We start from the raw sequence: 20,735 nt of genomic DNA on the forward strand, positions 1-20,735 counted from the left end.
AAAAGCTGATGAAATCAGCGTAGTAGAGCCCACTCAACCACTGCGTCTTGCTCGACAATCCAAAGACAATTGAGAGGCTAGGACTTTTGTCCCAGCCTCTTCTCCTCTTCTACTAAGATTTTCGAATTCTATCCTCAATATAAGACGCTCTAGCTCCGCCAATTAACTTGGGACGACTAGCAAGGGCAGTAACGTGAGCCTGACCCAAACTGCGCAGTTGAGGGCGAATGGGAACCTGAACATGCTTGACATGCATACCAATAGCCGTATCTCCCACATCCAAACCAGCATGGGCTGTGATAAACTCAACCTCCACAGGATCTTTCATATAGTCAAAAGCCGCTAGCTGACCACTCCCGCCTGCATGTAGGCTAGGTAGGACATTGACAATCTCTAGGTCTTTCTTTTCTGCCAATTCTCGTTCCACAACTAAGGCACGGTTGAGGTGTTCGCAGCCTTGAACGGCCAAGTAAATCTCCCGAGCTTGCAGAATATCTAACAAGGTCTTGACAATGACCTGACCGACTTCCCTGCTGGAATGCTGGCCAATGTGTCCCCCCATGACTTCACTAGAAGATAGACCTAGGACAAAAATATTTCCCTTGACCAAAGCCGCCTTGTCCAAGACATCTGTAGCGATCTGTCTGGTCTCCTTTTCAAGCTTCTCTAAATCCATCTTTGACCTCACTTACTCTGGCTGAAGAGCCCTTTTCAAGACAAGGGGAAAAGCTCTATAAAGGGCATAGCCGACCACCAAGCCAAAAATATTTTGCATGACATTGCCCCAAATCGCTGCAATAGCTGCACCTGGTCCACTCAAGATGCTACCAAAGAGAGCATAGCCGCCGACCATGGCAAGACCAGCCAAGAGCAAACCGATATAACGCTGCTTGCCAGTAAAGCCGGCAAAGTAGCCTTGAAGGCCATGGCAGATGAGGCTGAAGACCATCCACTGAGGATAGCCCGCCACTAAGTCAATCAAGAGACCAGACAAGCCACCAACCAAGGCTCCTTCCTTACGACCAAAATAAAATGCGGTAAAGTAAATCCCTGCATCTAGCAAAGTTAGAAAACCAGTTGGCGTAGGGATTTTGAAAAAATTCCCCAAAACAATGGATAGGGCTGTAATGACAGCCAGCAAAGCGATTTTTCTTGTCTGATTATTTTTCATATTGAATAACTCCATACTGATCTGAGCGCTGGATAGCGCGGTAAACAAAATCTTTTGAATAGTTGACGGCTTCAAGAGGTGATTGGCCTGCTAAAAGCTGACTAGCTATGCTAGAAGCAAAGGTACAGCCGGCTCCTGTATTATTATTTGGTAAAACAGGACTTTCCAACAACACAAAGTCTTTGCCATCGTAAAATAAATCAAGGGCCTGATCTTGGTTGAAACGATTTCCTCCCTTGATGACGACATTTTGAGCTCCCAGTTCATGGAGAGTCACAGCCGCAGCCTTGAGATCATCCAAAGTCTTGATATCCGACTGAGTCAAGATCTCTGCTTCTGGTAGATTGGGCGTGATAATGGTCGTATAAGGAAAAAATTTGATCAATTCATCTCGGAGGGCCGAAACTTCCACATCGTGGGTTTCCTTGCAGACTAAGACCGGGTCTAGCACGACTGGTATGCCCGTTTGCTTTTTGATGAACTCCAGAGCCTGATCTGCAATGGCAACCGTTGGTAACAAGCCCAACTTGATAGCCGAAAACGGCACATCTTTGAGCGAAGAGAGTTGCTGCGCAAAGACCTGCTCGTCGGTCGGAAGAACTTCAAATCCCTTGTCCGTCATCGCAGTCAAGCAAGTCACCGCTACAAAGCCATGCAGGCCATGGACCGTATAAGTAGCCAGATCCGCATGAAGACCACCACCACTAAAAATATCATTGCCAGAAAGGGCTAAAATCAGCTTATTCTTCATAGATAATCTCCTTTAGATAAAGACCATTAGGCGCTGCGGTTGGCCCAGCTAGCTGCCGATCCTTTTCTTCTAAAATCCGTTCGATTTGGTTGACTGACATCCGCTTATTTCCAATCTTGAGCAAGGTTCCCACCATGTTGCGGATTTGCTTATAGAGAAAGCCATTGCCAGAAAACGTAAAGACTAGAAAATTACGCTGCGCATCAAAAGTCAGACTAGCCCTTGTAATCGTGCGAACCTTATTTTCCACACTGGTACCCGAGGCTGTAAAGCCTGTAAAATCGTGCGTTCCCTCCAAGACTTTAATGGCTTGCTCCATCAGAGGAATCTCCAAAGGATAAGGGTAGTGGGTCGCATAGTGGCGCATCATCGGATTTTTTGGCCGACCAATATCCACCAGAAACTCATAGGTCTTGCTGTGCGGCTTGTAACGGGCATGGAAATCCTCCGTCACTTCCTCCACAGAAATGACATCAATATCCTCTGGCGTCTGGGTATCTAAAGCAAACCGCAGCTTTTCTTCATCCCTGGCTGACGGGAGGTCAAAGTGAATGACCTGCCCAAGCGCATGAACGCCGCTGTCGGTCCGACCAGCTCCGTGGATGACAATAGGCTGGCCTTTGTTGATGCGAGTTAAGGTTTTTTCGATTTCTTCCTGAACGCTCCGAGCATGAGGCTGGCGCTGAAAGCCAGCAAAGTCATGCCCGTCGTAGGAAATAAGGGCTTTATAACGAGTCATGCCCTTATTTTAACAGGAAAAAAAGCCTGTCGCAAGAGAGAAAGAATACAACTGTCTGGGTACAGAAAGTGTTGACAGGAAGCTCTAAATCAAGTAAACTAAAAAACGCAGGGAGGATACTATGGCAAAGGATATTTCTTATAGGCAAGGACAGGAGCGCTTTCGCTATCGGGCTGCTGCACTCATCATTGAGGAGGAAGCCCTCTGTGTCATATCTTCTCCTAGCGAGGACTATTTCTATTCAGTGGGAGGAGCGGTCAGATTTGGAGAGACCTCCGAAGAAGCTGTCCAGCGAGAAGTTTTCGAAGAAACAGGACAAAGGTATGAGATTGAAAAGCTGGCTTTTGTCCATGAAAATTTATTTTCCAACTCAACTGGCGTCCTCAAAGGGCTAGACTGTCATGAGATTTGCTTCTATTACCTGATGAAGCCTCACGGCAAGCAATTTGACTACCAACATAAGCAAGAACAAGTCTACTGGATTCCCCTGACAGACTTGGAAAACTATAAAGTTTTTCCAAAAGAAATCACACACATCCTCAAGCACCTCCAGACAGGCATCCAGCATATCATCAGTAAAAAAGAATGAAGTGAACAGCATCACTTCATTTTTTCTTTATTCTCCTAACATGACCTGCTTAATAGTCAGTTTATCCAGCCTCCTGCTGGATAAATAGATTAAACCTTCATAAACTAAGACAAAGACTAGCAAAGTCATCAGGCAGACTCCAAAATCAAAATCATAGTCAACTTTCTGAGCTATTGATTTTTCCATCAATCTGAGTAAAAGCTGCATAATCCCGTATTGATAGCCCGTTCCTAAGACAAAGCCCAAAAAAGCAAGAATACGATAAGGAGCAAATAAACTCTTATGGCACTCATTTCTGCTATAACCAAAAACCTTCATAATAGCTAGGGTTTCTTGATTTTCCTGCAGGAGTACTCCCAGCGACAGATAGAGGATTGCCACTGACAGGACAGTACCGATTGACATCATCATGCTCTGAATGGTCTCATCTGTCAATTCTTTCATACCAAATGATAGCTGAATCATAGCTGAAAAGCACATCGAACCAAAAATGACAAAGAATATTAATAATTTTCTAGACCAGAGCAGGCTGGCAGAAAGGTCTGTTAAAAAGGGACGGTCTTTCCTTATTTTCTTTCCTACTTTCCTTTTTGGTGACTTTTTACTAGAGCTGACCCGCTTGAGCAAGTCTAGAGCAGGCAAACGTAGACAATAACTAGCGTAGAGGACAGCTAAAGCAGCAAAGGCAAGAGTCGGCAAGACAACGAGAAACAAGAAGAGGGGCCAATGTTGCCGGATGGTAATTTCAGGCAAAACTCCGCTTTGATTACGCAACTGATAAAAATGTGGCATCATGACAAACGAAGAGAAGTAGCCAGTGCCTGTTCCCAAACCAATTGGAAGACTAAAAAACCAAAACCTTCGAGCAATTTCCCAGTTTTTATAGCCTAGAGCCTTTAAAACTCCTAATTCTGGCTTATGCTGGTCAATAAATTGCCGAATGTAAAAGAAGAGGAGGAGCATCGATGTTAGGGATAAAACAGCTCCGCTAATGGATGCAATTAACCAAGAAATCGCAACTTGAGCATCGTAAGCAGCTCGAATCTCAGGCAACCAATTTGTTTGATCTAGTAAACGGATATCCAGATAAAAATTTAAGAAGAGATTGGTCACAAAGACCGCGCAAAAGCTAATAATTGATACAACGACTAATCTATACAAATCTTTTATTGAAAACATAGCTTACCATCCAATCTCATAGGCCGTCTTGGGCTGACTATTTGTCTCTAAGCTTTGAATCTGACCGCTATTGATATGGACAATGGTCTTAGCCATCTGAGCAATATTTGCATTGTGGGTCACCATGACCAGCGTAAAACCTAGCTCCTCTTGAAGACTTGAAATATAGGCCAGAATCTGACGACCTGTTGCTTCGTCCAAGGCTCCAGTCGGCTCGTCCAAAAAGAGGACATTCGGTCTTTTAGCTAGGGCTCGTGCAATAGCCACCCGCTGCTGCTCACCACCTGACAGCTGACTTGGATAATGCTGAAGTTTATCACTTAAACCTAAAGCCTCCAAAATACGAACATAATCTTGATTGCCTGCTAAATTAGCACCCATTTTGACATTTTGCTCCACTGTAAGATTTGGAAGTAAGAAATACTGCTGGAAAATAAAGGCAATCTGAGCTCGGCGAAAAGCCGTCAATTGAGCTTCTGTCAGCTGGGATAGATCTTCCTCATCGTAATAAACATGACCACTGTCTGGTTTTTCTAGGCCTGATAAAACGTTGAGCAAGGTTGACTTTCCAGATCCAGAAGCTCCCAAAATGACCAAGTAATCTTGGTCAGCAATCTCTAAGTCGATCCCTTTTAAAACTTCTCTTCCACTGTAAGACTTACGAATTCCCTTTAATCTAATCATTCTTGCTTTCCTTTCATTTCCTTTAGAAGGGCAGTAAATACTTGCGTTAAGCGTTCTGTCACTTCCTCCTGACTAAAAGAATAAATACCCGATGCTATCATGCTAGCCAAACCATGAGAATAGATAAATAAATGCTGATAAACAAACTCTGCACTCTCTATGGACATGGGATAATCCTCCACAATCGACTCTAATATCTGCTGATAACTGTGGTCTTTCTGAGGTAAAAAGTCCTTGAAAGACTCAATGGGGTGCTTATGAGGATTTAGATAGAGAATTTTAAAAAGCTGAGGTTCCTGACTGGCAAAAAGAATATAGGCCATACCAACTGCTCTGAAAGGCTTGGCTCGCTCCAAAGCCGAACGAATATATTGAACCAGAACGAACTCTGCCGCCCGAACAACCGAATGACTTAGATCCTCCATATTTTCAAACTGACCGAAAATGACCTTGGGGCTAGAATGTAATCGTTCCGCCAGAGAACGAGCCGTCAAACCAGCCAAACCGTCTTCTCTGACAATCCCTAGAGCTGCTTGGATAATTTCATCACGAGTAAATTTATTTTTAGGTGGCATCAAAACTCCTTTTAGATACAATCGTTGCGCAACATTTGTTTCTTAAAATATAATATCACACAAAACATTAAAAAACAAGTATAAAAAGAAGCCTTTCGGCTTCGATTTTTTATATTTTCTAAAATATTGATAAAGCTCTTTCAGAAGTTGAGCCAGAGAAAGTCTCTCCACCTCGGAACTAGTTTTTTGCTTGGCTATAGCCAATGATAGAGAAGGGGATAAAAGCCTTCCTCACCTCCTCAAAGACTAGGCATACGGCTGCAATTCTGGATTAATTGGCGTGTTGGCCAAATTATTGGCATAATTACAAAGGGTCGCTAGGCTGACACCCAGAACTACATCCAGAGCATTCTCATGTGTATAGCCCGCTTCTAGGAAGTCTGCCAAAGCCTCATCTCCGACTCGTCCCTTGGTATTGATGACAGCAATGGTAAATTTAGCAAGCGTATCTAGCTTCGGATCTGTATCAATCGGAGTACGATTGCGTAGAGCCTCCAAAAGATCATCATTCATTTGAATCTGCTTGATTGAAAAAGCTGTATGACCCGCTACACAGAAAGCGCAGCCGTTGGTAACCGCAGCCGTAATCTGCACTACTTCACGCTCAGTCGGTGTCAAGCTGTTTCGACGATTGATGGCTCCAACCGTCCGATAAGTTTCCAAAGCCGTTGGCGCATTGGCCAAAAGACCGATAAGATTTGGAATGTAGCCACCGTTATCTTTTTGAACCGTTTCTAAAACCTCTTTCACCTCAGCTGGCGCGGACTCAATCGTATGGATAGTAAATTCTGACATATGAAACCTCATTTCTTTTGATTAGCAACTATCTTAACATAGGTCTGACAGCTTGTATAATATATATTTTATATGACCTCTATAAAGAGAATATATTGCTACATATCAAACCAAAATATATTACCCATCTTAATTGCCTCCATACCTCTCTCAAGCAAGAAAAAGAAGCCCTAAGGCTTCTGGCTAATATTTTCTAAAACGTTGATAGCGATCTTCCAAAAGTTGCTCGAGAGAAAGTTTAGAAAGTCCCGCTAGTTCAGTACTGATCTCTTGCTTGACTGCAGCTAGGAGCTCATTTTTATTAAATCCGCGTTCGGGGATGACCTTATCAACGACACCCATCTGCAAAAGCTCATGCGAGGTGATTTTCATCATCTCAGCCGCCTCCATTGCTCGGCTGCCATCTTTCCATAAAATCGAAGCAAAGCCTTCAGGACTGAGAATGGCATACATAGAGTTTTCCAGCATCCAGACCTTATCAGCAACTGCCAAGGCTAGCGCCCCACCAGAGCCACCCTCGCCGATGATAATGGCAATAATGGGCACTTTCAAATCACTCATTTCCATGAGATTACGGGCAATGGCTTCACCCTGTCCACGCTCCTCAGCACCGACGCCAGGATAGGCACCAGCCGTATTGATAAAGGTCACGACTGGACGGCCAAATTTTTCAGCCTGCTTCATGAGACGCAAGGCCTTACGATAGCCTTCTGGATGAGGCTGACCAAAGTTCCGCCGCAAATTATCCTGCAAATTGCGACCTTTTTGAATGCCGACCACTGTGACTGGCTGACCATTTAAGGTTCCGATACCGCCAATGACAGCACCATCATCACGAAAACCACGATCTCCGTGCAATTCCACAAAATCATCAAAAATTCCTTGGGCAAAATCCAGAGCCGTCAAGCGGGACTGATCACGCGCTGCTTTGATAATCTGACTGATTTTTGTCATTGGTCACCTCCATGAAATCTCAAGAGAGTAGCAATCCGATCCCGCAATTCACCACGCTTGACAATCGCATCAACAAAGCCATGCTCCAGCAAAAATTCTGCCTTTTGAAAGTCATCTGGCAACTTTTCTCGTACAGTAGACTCAATAACTCGACGACCAGCAAAGCCTACCAGAGCCTGCGCTTCTGCCAAGATAATATCCCCTTCCATAGCAAAAGAGGCTGTGACACCACCTGTAGTCGGATCTGTCAAAACGGTCAGGTAAAAAAGACCAGCCTTTGAATGACGTTGTACAGCAGCAGAAGTTTTAGCCATCTGCATCAAGCTCATGATACCTTCCTGCATGCGGGCACCACCAGAAGCCGTAAAGAGGACGACTGGCAGCTTATGCTCTGTCGCATACTCAAAGAGGCGGGTAATCTTTTCACCCACAACCGTTCCCATGGAAGCCATGATAAAGTTGGAATCCATGATCCCAAGAGCTAATTTTTGGTCTTTTATCAGAGCGGTTCCAGTCAAAACAGCCTCATCTAGACCAGTCTTTTCCCGCATCTTTGCCAGTTTTTCTTGATAATTTGGAAAATGTAAGGGATCTGTCGTCTCAATACCAGCGAACAATTCCTCAAAACTTCCTTGATCCACCGTCAAACTCAGGCGCTCAAAAGCTGAAATTCGAAAAGTGTAGCCACAGCTTGGACAGACACGCTCTGCCCCCAAATCTTTTTGATAAATGATATGCTTACAACCTGGACACTTAGAAAAAAGCTCATCTGGAACTTCTGGTTTTGGCTGAGGCAAAGCACGAGAGGAACGATTAGGATTGATTCGAATATATTTATCCTTTTTTGAAAACAAAGGCATTGCTTACTCCTTCATTAAATTTTAGAGTGATTCTGCTTCTTTCAAACAAAATCACTCCTTGTCATCTATTTTTTCTCTTGATAAGCCGGAAGGAACTTCTCCATGAGAAAGGCTGTATCATAATCACCAGCAATCACATTAGGATCTGAAATCAGATCCAGTTGGAAACTGCTATTGGTCACGACACCGTCGATTTCTAGCTCATAGAGAGCCCGCTGCATCTTCATCAGGGCATCAAAGCGATTTTCCCCGTGAACGATGATTTTGGCAATCATACTGTCATAGTAAGGAGGAATGGTGTAGCCAGGATAGACCGCCGAATCCACGCGCAATCCCACTCCGCCACTTGGCAAATAAAGATTGGAAATTTTTCCTGGGCTCGGTGCAAAGTTAAAGGCTGGATTTTCAGCGTTGATCCGACATTCAATCGCATGACCGCGAATTTCAACATCTTCTTGACTGAAAGATAGCTCCTGACCATCCGCAATCTTAATCTGCTCTTTAACAATATCCACACCGGTGACAAACTCAGTCACTGGATGCTCTACCTGCACCCGAGTGTTCATCTCCATAAAGTAGAATTCACCCTTGGCTTCATCCAGCAGAAACTCAATCGTTCCGGCATTTTCATAGCCGACAGACTCAGCAGCCCGAACAGCCGCTTCCCCAATCTGCTGGCGCAGGGTTTTCCCAATCGCCACAGATGGACTTTCTTCCAATACCTTCTGATTATTCCGCTGCAAAGAGCAATCCCGCTCGCCCAAGTGGACCACATGCCCCTGCTGATCTGCCAAAATCTGCACCTCAATATGGCGCGCTGGATAGATAACCCGCTCCATATACATGGCACCATTACCAAAGGCCGCTTTGGCTTCACTGGAAGCAGACTCAAAGGCCGCTACTAAATCCTCAGGCTTTTCAACCTTACGAATGCCCTTACCGCCGCCACCAGCAGAAGCTTTGAGCATGACTGGATAGCCAAGTTTTTCGGCTACTTCCAAGGCTTCTTCCGAGGTATGAACTTCTCCATCAGAACCTGGGATAACCGGCACTTTGGCCTTAATCATCTGAGCCCGAGCATTGATCTTGTCCCCCATCAGGTCCATAACAGCACCTGAAGGTCCAATAAACTTAATGCCGACTTCTTCGCACATGGTCGCAAATTTAGAGTTTTCACTCAAAAAACCAAAACCAGGGTGAATGGCTTCTGCACCTGTCAGAACAGCAGCAGATAGGACAGCGTTCATATTCAGATAAGAATCCGTAGACTTGGCTGGCCCGATGCAGACTGCCTCATCAGCCAGTAAAGTATGGAGCGCTTCCTTGTCAGCTGTTGAATAAACAGCTACCGTATCAATTCCCAGCTCGCGAGCTGCACGAATAATTCTGACCGCAATTTCCCCACGGTTAGCAATTAAAATTTTACGAAACATGGTGAAATCTCCTCTTTCTTATTGACCAATTGCAAAGGTCAAGGTTCCGCTGGCTGCAAGTTTACCGTCAACTTCGGCCTTGGCCTCCACCACTGCAATAGTGCCACGACGCTTGACAAACTTGGCCGTCATAATCAGCTGGTCACCTGGTACAACTTGCTTCTTGAACTTGACCTTGTCCATGCCAGCATAGAAGACCAGCTTGCCCTTGTTTTCTTCTTTAGACAATTCCAGCACACCAGCCGTTTGAGCCAGTGCTTCCATGATTAAGACACCCGGCATAACTGGATACTGAGGGAAATGTCCGTTAAAGAATGGCTCGTTGATCGTCACATTTTTCAAAGCGACAATCTCATCTTCGCTGACTTCCAATACACGGTCCACCAACAACATAGGATAGCGGTGCGGAAGCGCCTCTTTTATTGCATTGATATCAATCATTTGATACGTACCAGCCCTTTCCCAAACTCAACCATTTCTTCATTCTGAACCAGAATTTCTGTAATCAGACCATCTTTCGGTGCTGGCACTTCATTCATGACCTTCATGGCTTCAATAATCATCAGGGTTTGACCTTTTTTAACTTGGTCTCCTACACTGACAAAAGCTGGTTTATCTGGACCTGCGGCCAAGTAAGCCACGCCAACCAAGGGACTTTCCACGACATCACCCTCAGCAGCTGGTGCCGGAGCCTCTGGAGCCACCTCAGGTGCTACAGTTGGAGCTGCTTGGGAAACTGTCTCAGATACAGGTGCACTTGCTGGCTGCACTGGAGCTACAACAGGAGCTGCACTGACTGATGGAGTTGCTGCGACTGCGGCTTGCCCTTCATTCTTACTGAAAGTCAGCTCATCACTTTGATTTTTATAAGAAAATTCACGCAGGCTTGATTGGTCAAACTGAGCCATCAAGTCTTTAATTTCATTGATATTCATCTAGCCCTCCCAACGCTTGAATGCCAGAACAGCATTGTGACCGCCAAAACCAAATGTATTGGAAATCGCATAAGGAATTTCTTGCTCCAAGCCTTGTCCATAAACGACGTTCGCTTCAATATAGTCTGACAATTCACTTGTTCCAGCTGTTTTTGGTACAAAATTATGGCGCATAGCTTCGATGGTAGCGATTGCTTCTACCGCTCCTGCAGCCCCAAGCAAGTGTCCTGTGAATGACTTGGTTGAAGATACAGGTACTTTTTTACCAAGAACAGCTACGATAGCACCACTTTCTCCTTTTTCATTAGCAGGAGTTGAAGTACCGTGGGCATTGACATAAGCTACTTGCTCTGGAGAAATCTCTGCCTCTTCCAAAGCCAACTTAATTGCCTTGATGGCACCTTGACCTTCTGGATGAGGTGAAGTCATATGATAAGCATCACAAGTATTTCCATAACCAACTACTTCAGCCAAGATAGTTGCTCCACGTTTTTCAGCGTGTTCCAGACTTTCAAGCACCAACATACCAGAACCTTCTCCCATGACAAAGCCGTTACGGTCTTTATCAAATGGAATAGAAGCACGAGTTGGATCTTCTGTAGTTGATAGGGCAGTCAAAGCTTGGAAACCAGCAATGGCAAATGGAGTGATAGAAGCTTCTGATCCACCAACTAACATGACATCTTGGAAGCCAAACTTGATAGAGCGGAAGGCATCCCCAATCGCATCATTTGATGAGGCACAAGCTGTATTGATTGATTTACAAATCCCGTTTGCTCCGAAGCGCATAGCAACATTCCCTGAAGCCATATTTGGCAAAGCTTTTGGAAGAGTCATTGGCTTAACGCGTTTTGGACCTTTTTCATGCAAACGGATAACTTGATCTTCGATTTCCTTGATACCACCGATACCAGAAGCCACGATGACACCAAAGCGATCTTTGTCAATTGCTTCTACATCAAGATTGGCATTTGTTACCGCTTCTTGAGCTGCATACAAAGCATACAAAGAATAATTGTCAAAACGATTGGTATCTTTCTTGATAAAGTATTTATCAAAAGGAAAGTCTTGGACTTCAGCCGCATTATGAACAGCAAAATCGCTGTGATCAAACTTGGTGATGGGACCAATCCCAATCTTACCTTCTTTTAAACTATTCCAAAATTCTTCTGGTGTATTTCCGATGGGAGAGGTTAAGCCATAACCTGTTACAACAACTCGATTTAGTTTCATAGTGAACTCCTTTATGATAATTGGTAAACTGTCAAATCCAAATGCATGCAATTACTGCATTGTCAGTCCGCCATCAATCGCGATGACCTGACCAGTAAGGTATTCCTGACCTGCTAAGAATAGGGCAACATCCGCTACTTCTTCGGTATTGCCGAACCGTTTCATTGGGATTTGAGCCAGAGAAGCTTCTTTGATTTTTTCAGAAAGCCCGTCTGTCATATCCGATTCGATAAAGCCTGGGGCAATCACATTGACACGGATATTGCGCCCAGCTACCTCACGAGCAACCGACTTAGAAAATCCAATCAAGCCAGCTTTAGAAGCTGCATAGTTGGCCTGACCGACATTACCAGTCAAACCGACAACACTTGATAGGTTGATAATTGCTCCTTGGCGAGCCTTGGTCATTGGTTTCAAGACGGCTTGCGTCATATTAAAGGCTCCAGTCAGATTGACCTTTAGCACTTGCTCGAAGTCTTCCTCTGTCATCTTGATCATAATCTTATCGCGGGTAATCCCAGCATTATTGACCAAGACATCTACAGAGCCCAAAGCCACAATCGCCTCTTCAATCATTCGCTTAGCATCAGCGCTATTAGATACATTGCCTGAAATAGCCACGACTTTGATCGGATAGCCAGCGAACTCAGCCAAAACGTCGTCTGAAATTTGACCGCGACCGTTCAAAACAATATTGGCACCTGCACTTGCAAACTTATGGGCAATAGCCAGACCAATCCCACGGCTAGAGCCAGTAATAAAAACATTTTTATTCTTTAATTCCATAGGTATTCCCCATTATTTTTCCAGTAGGGCTGTCAAAGTCTCCACACTTTCAACATGATAAACAACTGCTGATTTATCAATTTTTTTCAGAAAGCCAGACAATACTTTCCCTGGACCAATCTCGATAAACTCAGTCACACCAGCTTCCTGCATTTTAGCGATACTATCGTAGAAACGAACTGGCTCCATGACCTGGCGGGTCAGCAATTCCTTAATTCTGCCAGCTTCCATAATATCCGCTTCTGTATTGCCCACTAACGGAAGCTGAAATTCAGCAAATTCAGTTTCAGCCAAGAGCTGAGCTAATTGTTCACTGGCTGGTTTCAAGAGTGCTGTATGGAAAGGACCTGAAACATTCAGCGGAATCAAGCGTTTCACACCTGCTTCCTTGAGGAGTTCTACCGCTTTATCCACCGCTGCCACATCTCCCCCAATGACGATTTGACCTGGAGTGTTATAGTTAGCAGGAGAGACGACTCCTAGCTGACTAGCCGTCTGGCAGGCCTCTTCAATAAGAGCTACTTCCGCATTCAAGACCGCTACCATCTTTCCAGAACCAGCAGGAGCTGCTTCTTCCATGAAAGCTCCACGTTTTGCGACTAGAGCTACCGCTGTTTTGAAGTCCAGCGCACCAGCAGCTACCAAGGCAGAGTATTCGCCTAGAGAGAGACCAGCTACCATATCAGGCTGGATTCCTTTTTCAGCTAGCAGGCGATAAATAGCAAGAGAAGTTGTCAAAATTGCTGGTTGAGTATAGCGAGTTTGGTTGAGTTTTTCTTCATCTTGGTCAATCAATGCCCGAACATCATATCCCAGAACTTGACTCGCTTCCTTAAAAGTCGCCTTAACCACATCATACTGCTCATAGAGGTCACGAGCCATTCCCAGATATTGGGCTCCCTGACCAGCAAATAGAAAGGCTGTCTTAGTCATTTCTAGTTACTCCTGCCCAACGTTTTGCTTCTTGCTGAATCTTCTCAGCAGCACCATAATAGATATCCTTGAGGATTTCTTCGACCGTTTCTTCCTTGCTGACCAAGCCGGCAATCTGACCAGACATGACGGAACCATTTTCCACATCGCCACGGACAACTGCATTAGCCAAGGCACCAGCACCCAGATTTTCAAAAACAGTCAAGTCTGGATTTTCTTGCTTGAAGGCTTCTTTTTCAGCCTTTTCAAAATCGCGAGTCAGCTTATTCTTGAGCGCACGAACCGCATGACCGAAGTGCTGAGCAGAAATTGTCGTATCGATATCACGAGCTTTCAAAATCATATCTTTATAATTTTGATGGGCATTAGATTCCTTAGCTACGACGAAGCGTGTGCCGACCTGAACCGCTTCTGCTCCTAACATAAAGCCAGCCGCAGCACCAGATCCATCCGCAATACCACCAGCCGCAATAACTGGAATGTTAACTGCTTCTACAACCTGACGAACCAAGGTCATAGTCGTTAACTTACCGATGTGACCACCAGCTTCCATTCCTTCAGCAATAACGGCATCTGCTCCGATTTTTTCCATCCGTTTAGCCAAAGCCACACTTGGTACAACAGGAATCACCGTAATACCTGCCTCGTGGAAACGAGCCATGTACTTGCTTGGATTGCCCGCACCAGTTGTCACCACTTTTACACCCTCTTCGATCACCAAATCCACGATGTCATCTACAAAAGGCGACAAAAGCATGATATTGACTCCGAAAGGACGATCCGTCAAAGACTTAATCTTGTCAATATTAGCTTTCACCACTTCCTTAGGAGCATTTCCGCCACCGATGATCCCAAGACCACCAGCCTTTGAAACAGCACCAGCCAAATCACCATCTGCAACCCAGGCCATACCACCTTGGAAAATAGGATATTTAATATCTAATAATTCTGTAATTCGTGTTTGCATAATACCTTCCTCATAATCATTGCTTAAGTAATAGCTTGAGCCCAAACCGCTAGATAGCAGACTTTTTACTTTGAAATTCAAACTATTACCTAAACAAGAGAGAATATCTTGCGATACTCTCAAATCTTTATTATTTTGTTTTTTCTTCTACGTAGGCAACCAAGTCACCAACTGTTTTCAAGCCTTCTTCAGTTTCGATTTGGATGTCAAATGCATCTTCGATTTCTGAAATTACTTGGAACAAATCCAATGAATCTGCTTCAAGATCATCGAAAGTTGACTCAAGTGTAACTTCTGATGGCTCTTTACCAAGTTCCTCAACGATAATTTCTTGTACTTTTTCAAATACTGCCATGGATAGACTCCTTTAAAAAATATATTTTTTATCTATGTGTTTCCACATGATTAACTAAATTGTAACAATAAGCGTGCCCCATGTCAAACCTCCACCGAAACCTGACAATAAAATAGTCTGATCTCCGTTCAGCTTAATCAAGTCCTGTTGGACACACTCAGATAATAAAATCGGGATGCTAGCTGCACTAGTATTGCCATATTCCATCATATTAGCAGGTATTTTTTCCCGAGAAACTCCGAGTTTCTTAGCCATTTTATCTAAAATTCGGATATTGGCTTGATGCAAGAGCAGATAATCAAGCTCCTCCACTGAAAATGGACTCACTTCAATGGTATTTTTGATAGACTGTGCCACATCACGAATAGCGAAATCAAAGATTGCTCGGCCTTCCATTTTCAAATAGCGATCATCAACTTGCTTTTCCGAAAACGGAGAGGACAAACCAAGTCCACCACAAGTCAGACTCTGACCTCTCAAGCCATCAGTAAACTGACTTTCAGCCCAAAAATGCTGCTTTTCTGCCGCTTCAAGCAAGACTCCTCCAGCCCCATCACCAAACAAGACTGACGTCGCACGATCCGACCAATCAACGACTTTCGAAAGCGTTTCGCTACCGATGACCAAACCTCTTTGATAGCGACCAGAGGAAATGAACTTTTCTCCAGTTGATAAGGCAAAGATGAAGCCACTGCAAGCTGCCGTCAAGTCAAAAGCAAAAGCCTTGGCAGCTCCAATATTGGCCTGCACCCTAGCTGCAGTTGACGGCATCATAGAATCCGGAGTGATCGTCGCAACAATGATAAAATCAAGCTGATCAGCAGACAGTTGGGCCTTTTCTAGCAATTGCTCAGCAACCTTTGTAGCTAAATCACTTGTTGACTCAGTCCGAGATAAATGTCGCTGTTTGATACCCGTGCGGCTGGAGATCCATTCATCACTTGTATCCATCATCTTGGCTAGATCATCATTTGTGACAATCTGCTCTGGAGCATAATGAGCTACTTGAGTAATTCTTGCATAGTTCATTATTTCAACTCCTCTAAAAAATTATACAAGTTCTGCAAACCTTTTTGCATTGCATTTTTTTCTTCTGAGGACATTCCTTCCACTACTTGCATGACCATGCGATTGTGGAATCGTTTATGAAGGCGATACAAGAGCCTCCCCTTCTTAGTCAAACTCAGATGAACTACACGACGGTCAATGGATGAACGGCGACGCTCGATATACCCTTTACGCTCCAAGTTATTCAAGCTGGTTGTGACAGTCCCCAAAGTGACTAACAATTCCTTTGAAATATCGCTTGGAGTCGCATTAGGCATGGTGCCAATAACATCAATAGTGTGCATTTCTTTAATGGAGACGTCTTTAAATTGACTGCCTCGGAGGCTGGACTCTTCAATAACCAAAACATTATTAAAAATGGATGTTAAATAATCATTGACTAATTGATAATTCAAACCAACACCTCCTTCATAAATACTTTGACATTCAAATTTTATCAGATCTCAAAATAATTTGCAAGTCCTTTTGAAAATTTATTTGATTTTCAAACAATTTTCTTAGACTGCAAAATCCTTACTTACCTGTAAATTGAGGACGACGCTTCTCAGTGTAAGCCTGGACGCCTTCTTTGAAGTCCTCTGTGAAAGCAAGGGATTTCTGCAAAGCCAACTCCAGCTCTGCATACTCTTTCCAACCGCTAAAGAGACTCTTCCAGACCATTTCTTTCATGGCTCTGTAAGAATTCAGCGAACCGCGTTTTAGCTTTTTCAGTAGCTGTTCTGTTGTTTTTTCCAATTTTTCTGCTTCACAAACCTTATAGAGCAAACCATAATCCAGAGCCTTCTCTGCTGTCAGGGCCTCTCCCGTCATGACCAAATGAGTCGCCCGAGTCACACCAATTGCCCGAGTCAAGAGATAAAGCCCGCCAGCATCTGGCGCTAAGCCCACTCCCACAAAAGCTTGAATGAAGCGAGATTTTTCTGTCGCAATGCAGAAATCTGCAGCCACGACCATATTGGCAGCTGCACCAGCAACAGGGCCATCCACACTCATAATAACTGGCTTGGGTAGCCGTTTCATGGCAAAAGAAATGTCATTGACCAGCTCTGCAATTTTTACCAAGGATTGAATATCGTCAGCACTGACAGCTCTTTGCATCTCAGCTAGGTCGCCACCGACAGAAAATACCTTCCCATTGGCATTGATCACTAGAAACTTCACTGCCTCATCATTTGCGGCCAGCTCAATCGCTTCTAAAATCTCCTCACACATGGGAATATTGAAACCATTTGAAACTTCAGGACGATTGAAGGTAATAGTCGCCACTTCATCAACTATCTTATAAAGAATACCATTAAAAGTCATTCTAACTCCATTCCAGACTGGGTAATTACAGTCATTTTATTTCATAATTAAATAATTTGATAGTCAAATTACATTTATTCTATCATAAAAGATGTAAGAAAGAAAACAAAAACTGGAAAATTTGATTTTATATTCGTTTTTTGCTTATTTTTGCAATAAATTTACATAAAGCAGTGCTTCTGATAGATTTGCAAAATTTTCAGAATTTTGTTATAATTTTTCCTAAATCATGTTTAGGAGTTTCTATGAAAGTTGTAAAATTTGGCGGAAGTTCACTTGCTTCTGCTTCACAATTAGAAAAAGTCTTACATATTGTAAAGTCTGATGCTGAGCGTCGTTTCGTCGTCGTTTCCGCGCCAGGAAAAAGAGATGACCAAGATACAAAAGTCACCGATGCCCTGATTAAGTATTATCGCCAGTACATTGCAGGAAATGATGTCTCCAAGGAGCAAAGTTGGATTATTAAACGCTACTCCGATATGGTCTCTGAGCTAGGTCTAAAATCTGCAATCATTGAAAAAATCTCTAAGAGCATCATCTCCCTAGCTACTCTGCCAATTGAAAATAATGAATTTCTTTACGATACTTTCCTAGCAGCTGGTGAAAACAACAATGCTAAGCTCATCGCAGCCTACTTTAACCACAATGGCATTCCAGCTCGCTACGTCCATCCTAGAGAAGCTGGACTAGTGGTTTCAAGCGAACCAGGAAATGCTCGAATCCTCCCTTCAAGCTATGATAAATTGGAAGAACTAATTCATTCTGATGAAGTCCTTGTCATTCCTGGCTTCTTCGGTGTCACTCAAGATGGACAGATCTGTACTTTTTCTCGTGGCGGGTCGGATATTACAGGATCAATTATTGCAGCTGGTGTCAAAGCTGACGTCTATGAAAACTTCACTGATGTGGACGGCATCTTTGCTGCTCACCCTGGGATTATTCATAAGCCACGCTCCATCGCTGAGCTTACTTACCGTGAAATGCGGGAATTAGCCTATGCAGGTTTTACCGTCCTTCACGATGAAGCTCTGCTTCCAGCCTATCGCGGAAAAATTCCACTCGTTATCAAAAATACCAACAATCCAGAACACCCTGGTACACGCATCGTCCATAAACATAGCGAAGATCATCCTCCTGTTGTAGGAATCGCTGGTGATTCTGGCTTCGTAAGTATTAACATGTCCAAGTATCTCATGAACCGAGAAGTTGGATTTGGCCGAAAGGCGCTTCAGATTTTGGAAGATCTAAATATCGGTTGGGAGCATATGCCAACAGGAATCGATGATCTTTCCATCATTCTTCGTGAACGTGAATTAACTCCAATTAAAGAAGAAGAGATTCTGCGCCAACTTGTACAAAAGGCAGAAGTAGACTACGCTGAGATTGAGCATGATCTTTCTATCATCATGATTGTCGGCGAAAAAATGAAAAGTCATATCGGGGTAACTGCTACTGCGACTAGAGCTCTTTCTGACAACAAAATCAATATCCAAATGATGTCACAAGGTTCCAGTGAAGTTTCTATCATGTTTGTTGTCAATAAGAACCAAGAAAAAGAGGCCATCCGTGCTCTGTACAAAGCATTCTTTGGCAGCTCAGAAAGCGATGAATAAACCGAATAAGTAAACAACAAAGACCTAGCTCTATATGGAGCCAGGTCTTTCCTTATTCTTTCTTGCTTATAATAAACCTTTTTTCTTTTCCAAGATTAAGTCCTTGACAGATATCAATAGGACAGCTAGCAAAATCATGCCCATACCTACAAAATCAAGCAGATAAAAGCGTTCATTCATAATGACAAAGGCAAAGAAGACCGCTGAAATAGGCTCAATCGAAGCTAAAAGACTAGATTTAACAGGGCCAACCAAGCTTGTTCCCTTCAAAAAGACGGTGTAAGCAAAGATTGTCCCGATGACAATTATGCCGACCAAGGCTAGAAGGATATCCAAACGGAATTGCCACTGATGCTGGAAAATACCGCTGAAAGGAAGGAGCAAGATACCTGCAATGGTCATCCCAATCCCGATGACCAGCATGCTTCCCCACCTTTTAATGAGCTCAATCGGCAACAGAATATATAGCGCGTATGTAAAGGCCGAAAAAACACCTAAAAATAAGCCTTTTGGCGTCATCGAGAGCTGATTGATCTGATCGTGGGTCGCAATCAGAAAGGTTCCTCCGATAGCCAAAATCATAGAGCAAACCTGAGCCACAGTCGGTGTTACTCTGTCTTTGATACAAGTGTATGCCAAAACTCCCACTGGACAGAGATATTGTAAGACCGTTGCTGTTCCTGCATTCGTCTCATGAATGGCCGCTAAATAAGCATATTGATTGATAAATAAGCCTAGAACTGCAAAAATTAAAATGTGTAACAGAGAGCTCTTGTCTTTCCAAATCTTTTTAAAGGATTCTTTATTTGTAGCATAAGCCAACATCATCAAAACCAACCCCGCTAGCAACAAGCGCACATTGGTTAAACTCAGCGCCGAAAAACCGTTCTCCATCAGATATTGACCACTTGTTCCCGATAAGCCCCAAGCAATTCCCGCAGCCAAGGTATAAAGGGTTCCCCTTAAAACTTTTGACATCCCAAACCTCTTTCTGTTAACTTTGATCATTATAACACAAACCATAAAGAAAAATCAGTCTGTTTTGACTGATTTTTTATGATTTAGCAGAGCCCAAAGATGTTTAATCCTCTATCTCAAGAAGTAAATAAGGAAAACCTAAGATATGCCCAATAATCCCTAGCATAGCCCGCATTCCAGAAGCTGTAACGAGTACTTTCTAGCCATCTTTCACCTGAATCTTATGCGATTTCATAAAACTTTGTCCAACCTTTAGTTCAACACTGTTTCCCTCAAAAGTCAGCGTTTTACTTTCATCATTCGCAAGTTTATCCACAAGTTCACCATTTAGATATACTGCAACATTTTGAGCTACTCCGACCATACCCGTAGAACGCGTAATGGTAAATTTTAGCATCAGAAACCCCTTTATTTTAACCCAGCCTATCAACAAAAATTCTTCAGTTTATTCTTCAATCCTAGCTGAGTAAAAAGGCAGAAGAAACATTAAAACAATATAAAGAATTAAGAGAATTGCACGCACTAGACCACCAAAGAACAGGCCCAGCAACAAAACTCCTAGACAGATAGAAAAATTAGTAAAATTTGTTTCAACCAGCAAGGTTTGCCCTGCTTTAACTGTCACTGGCTTGGTTCTCATAGGAGCTGCTCCTACACGAACAACAGCTTCTTCTCCCTCAATAGGAAAGGCCGCCTCGTCGCCATTCTGGATTGTACCAACTTTTTGACCATTGATTAAAATTGGAAAATTCCCAATGATCCCTACAAAGCCTGTTCCGCGTTTTACTTTAATTTCTGACATAAGAACTCCTTTATTTTTTATCTATTTTAC

Annotated in this window: 26 protein-coding genes; 2 read left to right on the forward strand and 24 right to left on the reverse strand. The window is 43.5% G+C overall.

All coding sequences use genetic code 11. The features are described from left to right. Nucleotides 1-112: 112 nt before the first annotated feature. Genes A0765_RS00130 through truA form a run of 4 tightly spaced genes read right to left on the reverse strand, consistent with a single transcriptional unit; the run spans nucleotide 113 to nucleotide 2,661 of the window. Nucleotides 113-676: a TIGR01440 family protein gene (locus A0765_RS00130; RefSeq protein ID WP_062003922.1), complete on the reverse strand. Its 564-nt coding sequence runs from the start codon at nucleotides 674-676 to the stop codon at nucleotides 113-115. A gap of 12 nt (nucleotides 677-688) precedes the next feature. Beyond that, complete coding sequence (locus tag A0765_RS00135) at nucleotides 689-1,171, reverse strand: ECF transporter S component (protein WP_015605737.1); 483 nt, start codon at nucleotides 1,169-1,171, stop codon at nucleotides 689-691. Then, entirely contained in the window at nucleotides 1,161-1,922 is a 762-nt protein-coding gene (locus tag A0765_RS00140) for a bifunctional hydroxymethylpyrimidine kinase/phosphomethylpyrimidine kinase (protein WP_062003924.1), read from the reverse strand. Before A0765_RS00140 ends, A0765_RS00135 begins: the two co-directional genes overlap by 11 nt. Continuing rightward, nucleotides 1,912-2,661, reverse strand: a complete 750-nt coding sequence (gene truA / locus A0765_RS00145; RefSeq protein ID WP_062003926.1) for a tRNA pseudouridine(38-40) synthase TruA — start codon at nucleotides 2,659-2,661, stop codon at nucleotides 1,912-1,914. Before truA ends, A0765_RS00140 begins: the two co-directional genes overlap by 11 nt. 121 nt (nucleotides 2,662-2,782) lie before the next feature. On the opposite strand from truA, the gene A0765_RS00150 reads away from it, so the two are divergent. Beyond that, nucleotides 2,783-3,250 (forward strand): NUDIX hydrolase, encoded by a 468-nt coding sequence (locus tag A0765_RS00150; protein WP_062003928.1) that lies wholly within the window; start codon nucleotides 2,783-2,785, stop codon nucleotides 3,248-3,250. A gap of 27 nt (nucleotides 3,251-3,277) precedes the next feature. On the opposite strand, the gene A0765_RS00155 is transcribed toward A0765_RS00150, so the two are convergent. From A0765_RS00155 to A0765_RS00235, 17 genes are all read right to left on the reverse strand, one after another. Then, nucleotides 3,278-4,429: an FtsX-like permease family protein gene (locus tag A0765_RS00155; protein WP_062003931.1), complete on the reverse strand. Its 1,152-nt coding sequence runs from the start codon at nucleotides 4,427-4,429 to the stop codon at nucleotides 3,278-3,280. Nucleotides 4,430-4,432: 3 nt separating this feature from the next. Then, nucleotides 4,433-5,113, reverse strand: a complete 681-nt coding sequence (locus tag A0765_RS00160; RefSeq protein ID WP_062003933.1) for an ABC transporter ATP-binding protein — start codon at nucleotides 5,111-5,113, stop codon at nucleotides 4,433-4,435. Then, nucleotides 5,110-5,688 (reverse strand): TetR/AcrR family transcriptional regulator, encoded by a 579-nt coding sequence (locus A0765_RS00165; RefSeq protein WP_062003935.1) that lies wholly within the window; start codon nucleotides 5,686-5,688, stop codon nucleotides 5,110-5,112. Before A0765_RS00165 ends, A0765_RS00160 begins: the two co-directional genes overlap by 4 nt. A gap of 246 nt (nucleotides 5,689-5,934) precedes the next feature. Beyond that, nucleotides 5,935-6,483, reverse strand: a complete 549-nt coding sequence (locus tag A0765_RS00170) for a carboxymuconolactone decarboxylase family protein (RefSeq protein ID WP_009659051.1) — start codon at nucleotides 6,481-6,483, stop codon at nucleotides 5,935-5,937. A 183-nt stretch (nucleotides 6,484-6,666) separates the two neighbouring features. Continuing rightward, entirely contained in the window at nucleotides 6,667-7,437 is a 771-nt protein-coding gene (locus tag A0765_RS00175) for an acetyl-CoA carboxylase carboxyl transferase subunit alpha (protein ID WP_062003937.1), read from the reverse strand. After that, complete coding sequence (gene accD, locus A0765_RS00180) at nucleotides 7,434-8,297, reverse strand: acetyl-CoA carboxylase, carboxyltransferase subunit beta (protein WP_062003939.1); 864 nt, start codon at nucleotides 8,295-8,297, stop codon at nucleotides 7,434-7,436. The genes A0765_RS00175 and accD overlap by 4 nt, the downstream gene beginning before the upstream one ends. 65 nt (nucleotides 8,298-8,362) lie before the next feature. Then, entirely contained in the window at nucleotides 8,363-9,730 is a 1,368-nt protein-coding gene (locus A0765_RS00185; RefSeq protein WP_062003941.1) for an acetyl-CoA carboxylase biotin carboxylase subunit, read from the reverse strand. Between the two features lie 18 nt (nucleotides 9,731-9,748). Next, entirely contained in the window at nucleotides 9,749-10,171 is a 423-nt protein-coding gene (gene fabZ, locus A0765_RS00190; protein ID WP_008809611.1) for a 3-hydroxyacyl-ACP dehydratase FabZ, read from the reverse strand. Beyond that, on the reverse strand, nucleotides 10,168-10,665 hold the full coding sequence (gene accB, locus A0765_RS00195; protein ID WP_062003943.1) for an acetyl-CoA carboxylase biotin carboxyl carrier protein: 498 nt from the start codon (nucleotides 10,663-10,665) through the stop codon (nucleotides 10,168-10,170). The genes fabZ and accB overlap by 4 nt, the downstream gene beginning before the upstream one ends. Continuing rightward, on the reverse strand, nucleotides 10,666-11,898 hold the full coding sequence (fabF, locus tag A0765_RS00200; RefSeq protein WP_062003945.1) for a beta-ketoacyl-ACP synthase II: 1,233 nt from the start codon (nucleotides 11,896-11,898) through the stop codon (nucleotides 10,666-10,668). Between the two features lie 51 nt (nucleotides 11,899-11,949). After that, on the reverse strand, nucleotides 11,950-12,684 hold the full coding sequence (gene fabG, locus A0765_RS00205; protein WP_062003948.1) for a 3-oxoacyl-[acyl-carrier-protein] reductase: 735 nt from the start codon (nucleotides 12,682-12,684) through the stop codon (nucleotides 11,950-11,952). A gap of 12 nt (nucleotides 12,685-12,696) precedes the next feature. Next, nucleotides 12,697-13,617, reverse strand: coding sequence for an ACP S-malonyltransferase (gene fabD, locus A0765_RS00210; protein WP_062003950.1), 921 nt, complete (start codon nucleotides 13,615-13,617; stop codon nucleotides 12,697-12,699). Continuing rightward, nucleotides 13,610-14,584: an enoyl-[acyl-carrier-protein] reductase FabK gene (gene fabK / locus A0765_RS00215; protein WP_005591707.1), complete on the reverse strand. Its 975-nt coding sequence runs from the start codon at nucleotides 14,582-14,584 to the stop codon at nucleotides 13,610-13,612. Before fabK ends, fabD begins: the two co-directional genes overlap by 8 nt. A gap of 130 nt (nucleotides 14,585-14,714) precedes the next feature. After that, nucleotides 14,715-14,939, reverse strand: coding sequence for an acyl carrier protein (locus A0765_RS00220; RefSeq protein WP_005591706.1), 225 nt, complete (start codon nucleotides 14,937-14,939; stop codon nucleotides 14,715-14,717). Between the two features lie 54 nt (nucleotides 14,940-14,993). Next, the gene (locus A0765_RS00225; protein WP_062003952.1) at nucleotides 14,994-15,968 is read right to left on the reverse strand and encodes a beta-ketoacyl-ACP synthase III; all 975 of its coding nucleotides are present in this window, start codon (nucleotides 15,966-15,968) and stop codon (nucleotides 14,994-14,996) included. Beyond that, nucleotides 15,968-16,402, reverse strand: a complete 435-nt coding sequence (gene fabT / locus A0765_RS00230; RefSeq protein ID WP_045500607.1) for a fatty acid biosynthesis transcriptional regulator FabT — start codon at nucleotides 16,400-16,402, stop codon at nucleotides 15,968-15,970. Before fabT ends, A0765_RS00225 begins: the two co-directional genes overlap by 1 nt. 118 nt (nucleotides 16,403-16,520) lie before the next feature. Further along, nucleotides 16,521-17,312, reverse strand: coding sequence for an enoyl-CoA hydratase (locus A0765_RS00235; RefSeq protein WP_062003954.1), 792 nt, complete (start codon nucleotides 17,310-17,312; stop codon nucleotides 16,521-16,523). 245 nt (nucleotides 17,313-17,557) lie between these two features. Between A0765_RS00235 and A0765_RS00240 the strand changes: the two genes are divergently transcribed. Next, nucleotides 17,558-18,925, forward strand: a complete 1,368-nt coding sequence (locus A0765_RS00240; RefSeq protein WP_062003956.1) for an aspartate kinase — start codon at nucleotides 17,558-17,560, stop codon at nucleotides 18,923-18,925. A 66-nt stretch (nucleotides 18,926-18,991) separates the two neighbouring features. Here the strand turns inward: A0765_RS00240 and A0765_RS00245 are convergent, their stop codons facing one another. From A0765_RS00245 to A0765_RS00255, 3 genes are all read right to left on the reverse strand, one after another. Further along, nucleotides 18,992-19,903: a DMT family transporter gene (locus tag A0765_RS00245; protein WP_062003959.1), complete on the reverse strand. Its 912-nt coding sequence runs from the start codon at nucleotides 19,901-19,903 to the stop codon at nucleotides 18,992-18,994. Nucleotides 19,904-20,102: 199 nt separating this feature from the next. Further along, a complete protein-coding gene (locus tag A0765_RS00250) occupies nucleotides 20,103-20,300 on the reverse strand; it encodes a hypothetical protein (protein ID WP_257000776.1) in 198 nt (65 codons plus the stop codon). A gap of 48 nt (nucleotides 20,301-20,348) precedes the next feature. Beyond that, nucleotides 20,349-20,705 (reverse strand): hypothetical protein, encoded by a 357-nt coding sequence (locus tag A0765_RS00255; RefSeq protein ID WP_048763482.1) that lies wholly within the window; start codon nucleotides 20,703-20,705, stop codon nucleotides 20,349-20,351. Between the last annotated feature and the right edge of the window lie 30 nt (nucleotides 20,706-20,735).

The organism is Streptococcus cristatus (assembly GCF_001588905.1).
GTDB classification, from domain to species: domain Bacteria; phylum Bacillota; class Bacilli; order Lactobacillales; family Streptococcaceae; genus Streptococcus; species Streptococcus cristatus_N.

Coding starts and splice junctions, on each gene's coding strand:
- A0765_RS00160 (WP_062003933.1), bottom strand. CDS start 5,113: ATGATTAGATTAAAGGGAATTCGTAAGTCTTACAGTGGAAGAGAAGTT.
- truA (WP_062003926.1), bottom strand. CDS start 2,661: ATGACTCGTTATAAAGCCCTTATTTCCTACGACGGGCATGACTTTGCT.
- A0765_RS00240 (WP_062003956.1), top strand. CDS start 17,558: ATGAAAGTTGTAAAATTTGGCGGAAGTTCACTTGCTTCTGCTTCACAA.
- accD (WP_062003939.1), bottom strand. CDS start 8,297: ATGCCTTTGTTTTCAAAAAAGGATAAATATATTCGAATCAATCCTAAT.
- A0765_RS00175 (WP_062003937.1), bottom strand. CDS start 7,437: ATGACAAAAATCAGTCAGATTATCAAAGCAGCGCGTGATCAGTCCCGC.
- A0765_RS00135 (WP_015605737.1), bottom strand. CDS start 1,171: ATGAAAAATAATCAGACAAGAAAAATCGCTTTGCTGGCTGTCATTACA.
- A0765_RS00220 (WP_005591706.1), bottom strand. CDS start 14,939: ATGGCAGTATTTGAAAAAGTACAAGAAATTATCGTTGAGGAACTTGGT.
- A0765_RS00255 (WP_048763482.1), bottom strand. CDS start 20,705: ATGTCAGAAATTAAAGTAAAACGCGGAACAGGCTTTGTAGGGATCATT.
- fabF (WP_062003945.1), bottom strand. CDS start 11,898: ATGAAACTAAATCGAGTTGTTGTAACAGGTTATGGCTTAACCTCTCCC.
- A0765_RS00165 (WP_062003935.1), bottom strand. CDS start 5,688: ATGCCACCTAAAAATAAATTTACTCGTGATGAAATTATCCAAGCAGCT.
- A0765_RS00245 (WP_062003959.1), bottom strand. CDS start 19,903: ATGTCAAAAGTTTTAAGGGGAACCCTTTATACCTTGGCTGCGGGAATT.
- A0765_RS00235 (WP_062003954.1), bottom strand. CDS start 17,312: ATGACTTTTAATGGTATTCTTTATAAGATAGTTGATGAAGTGGCGACT.
- A0765_RS00225 (WP_062003952.1), bottom strand. CDS start 15,968: ATGAACTATGCAAGAATTACTCAAGTAGCTCATTATGCTCCAGAGCAG.
- A0765_RS00140 (WP_062003924.1), bottom strand. CDS start 1,922: ATGAAGAATAAGCTGATTTTAGCCCTTTCTGGCAATGATATTTTTAGT.
- A0765_RS00130 (WP_062003922.1), bottom strand. CDS start 676: ATGGATTTAGAGAAGCTTGAAAAGGAGACCAGACAGATCGCTACAGAT.
- fabK (WP_005591707.1), bottom strand. CDS start 14,584: ATGCAAACACGAATTACAGAATTATTAGATATTAAATATCCTATTTTC.
- fabG (WP_062003948.1), bottom strand. CDS start 12,684: ATGGAATTAAAGAATAAAAATGTTTTTATTACTGGCTCTAGCCGTGGG.
- A0765_RS00155 (WP_062003931.1), bottom strand. CDS start 4,429: ATGTTTTCAATAAAAGATTTGTATAGATTAGTCGTTGTATCAATTATT.
- fabD (WP_062003950.1), bottom strand. CDS start 13,617: ATGACTAAGACAGCCTTTCTATTTGCTGGTCAGGGAGCCCAATATCTG.
- accB (WP_062003943.1), bottom strand. CDS start 10,665: ATGAATATCAATGAAATTAAAGACTTGATGGCTCAGTTTGACCAATCA.
- A0765_RS00185 (WP_062003941.1), bottom strand. CDS start 9,730: ATGTTTCGTAAAATTTTAATTGCTAACCGTGGGGAAATTGCGGTCAGA.
- A0765_RS00170 (WP_009659051.1), bottom strand. CDS start 6,483: ATGTCAGAATTTACTATCCATACGATTGAGTCCGCGCCAGCTGAGGTG.
- A0765_RS00250 (WP_257000776.1), bottom strand. CDS start 20,300: ATGCTAAAATTTACCATTACGCGTTCTACGGGTATGGTCGGAGTAGCT.
- fabZ (WP_008809611.1), bottom strand. CDS start 10,171: ATGATTGATATCAATGCAATAAAAGAGGCGCTTCCGCACCGCTATCCT.
- A0765_RS00150 (WP_062003928.1), top strand. CDS start 2,783: ATGGCAAAGGATATTTCTTATAGGCAAGGACAGGAGCGCTTTCGCTAT.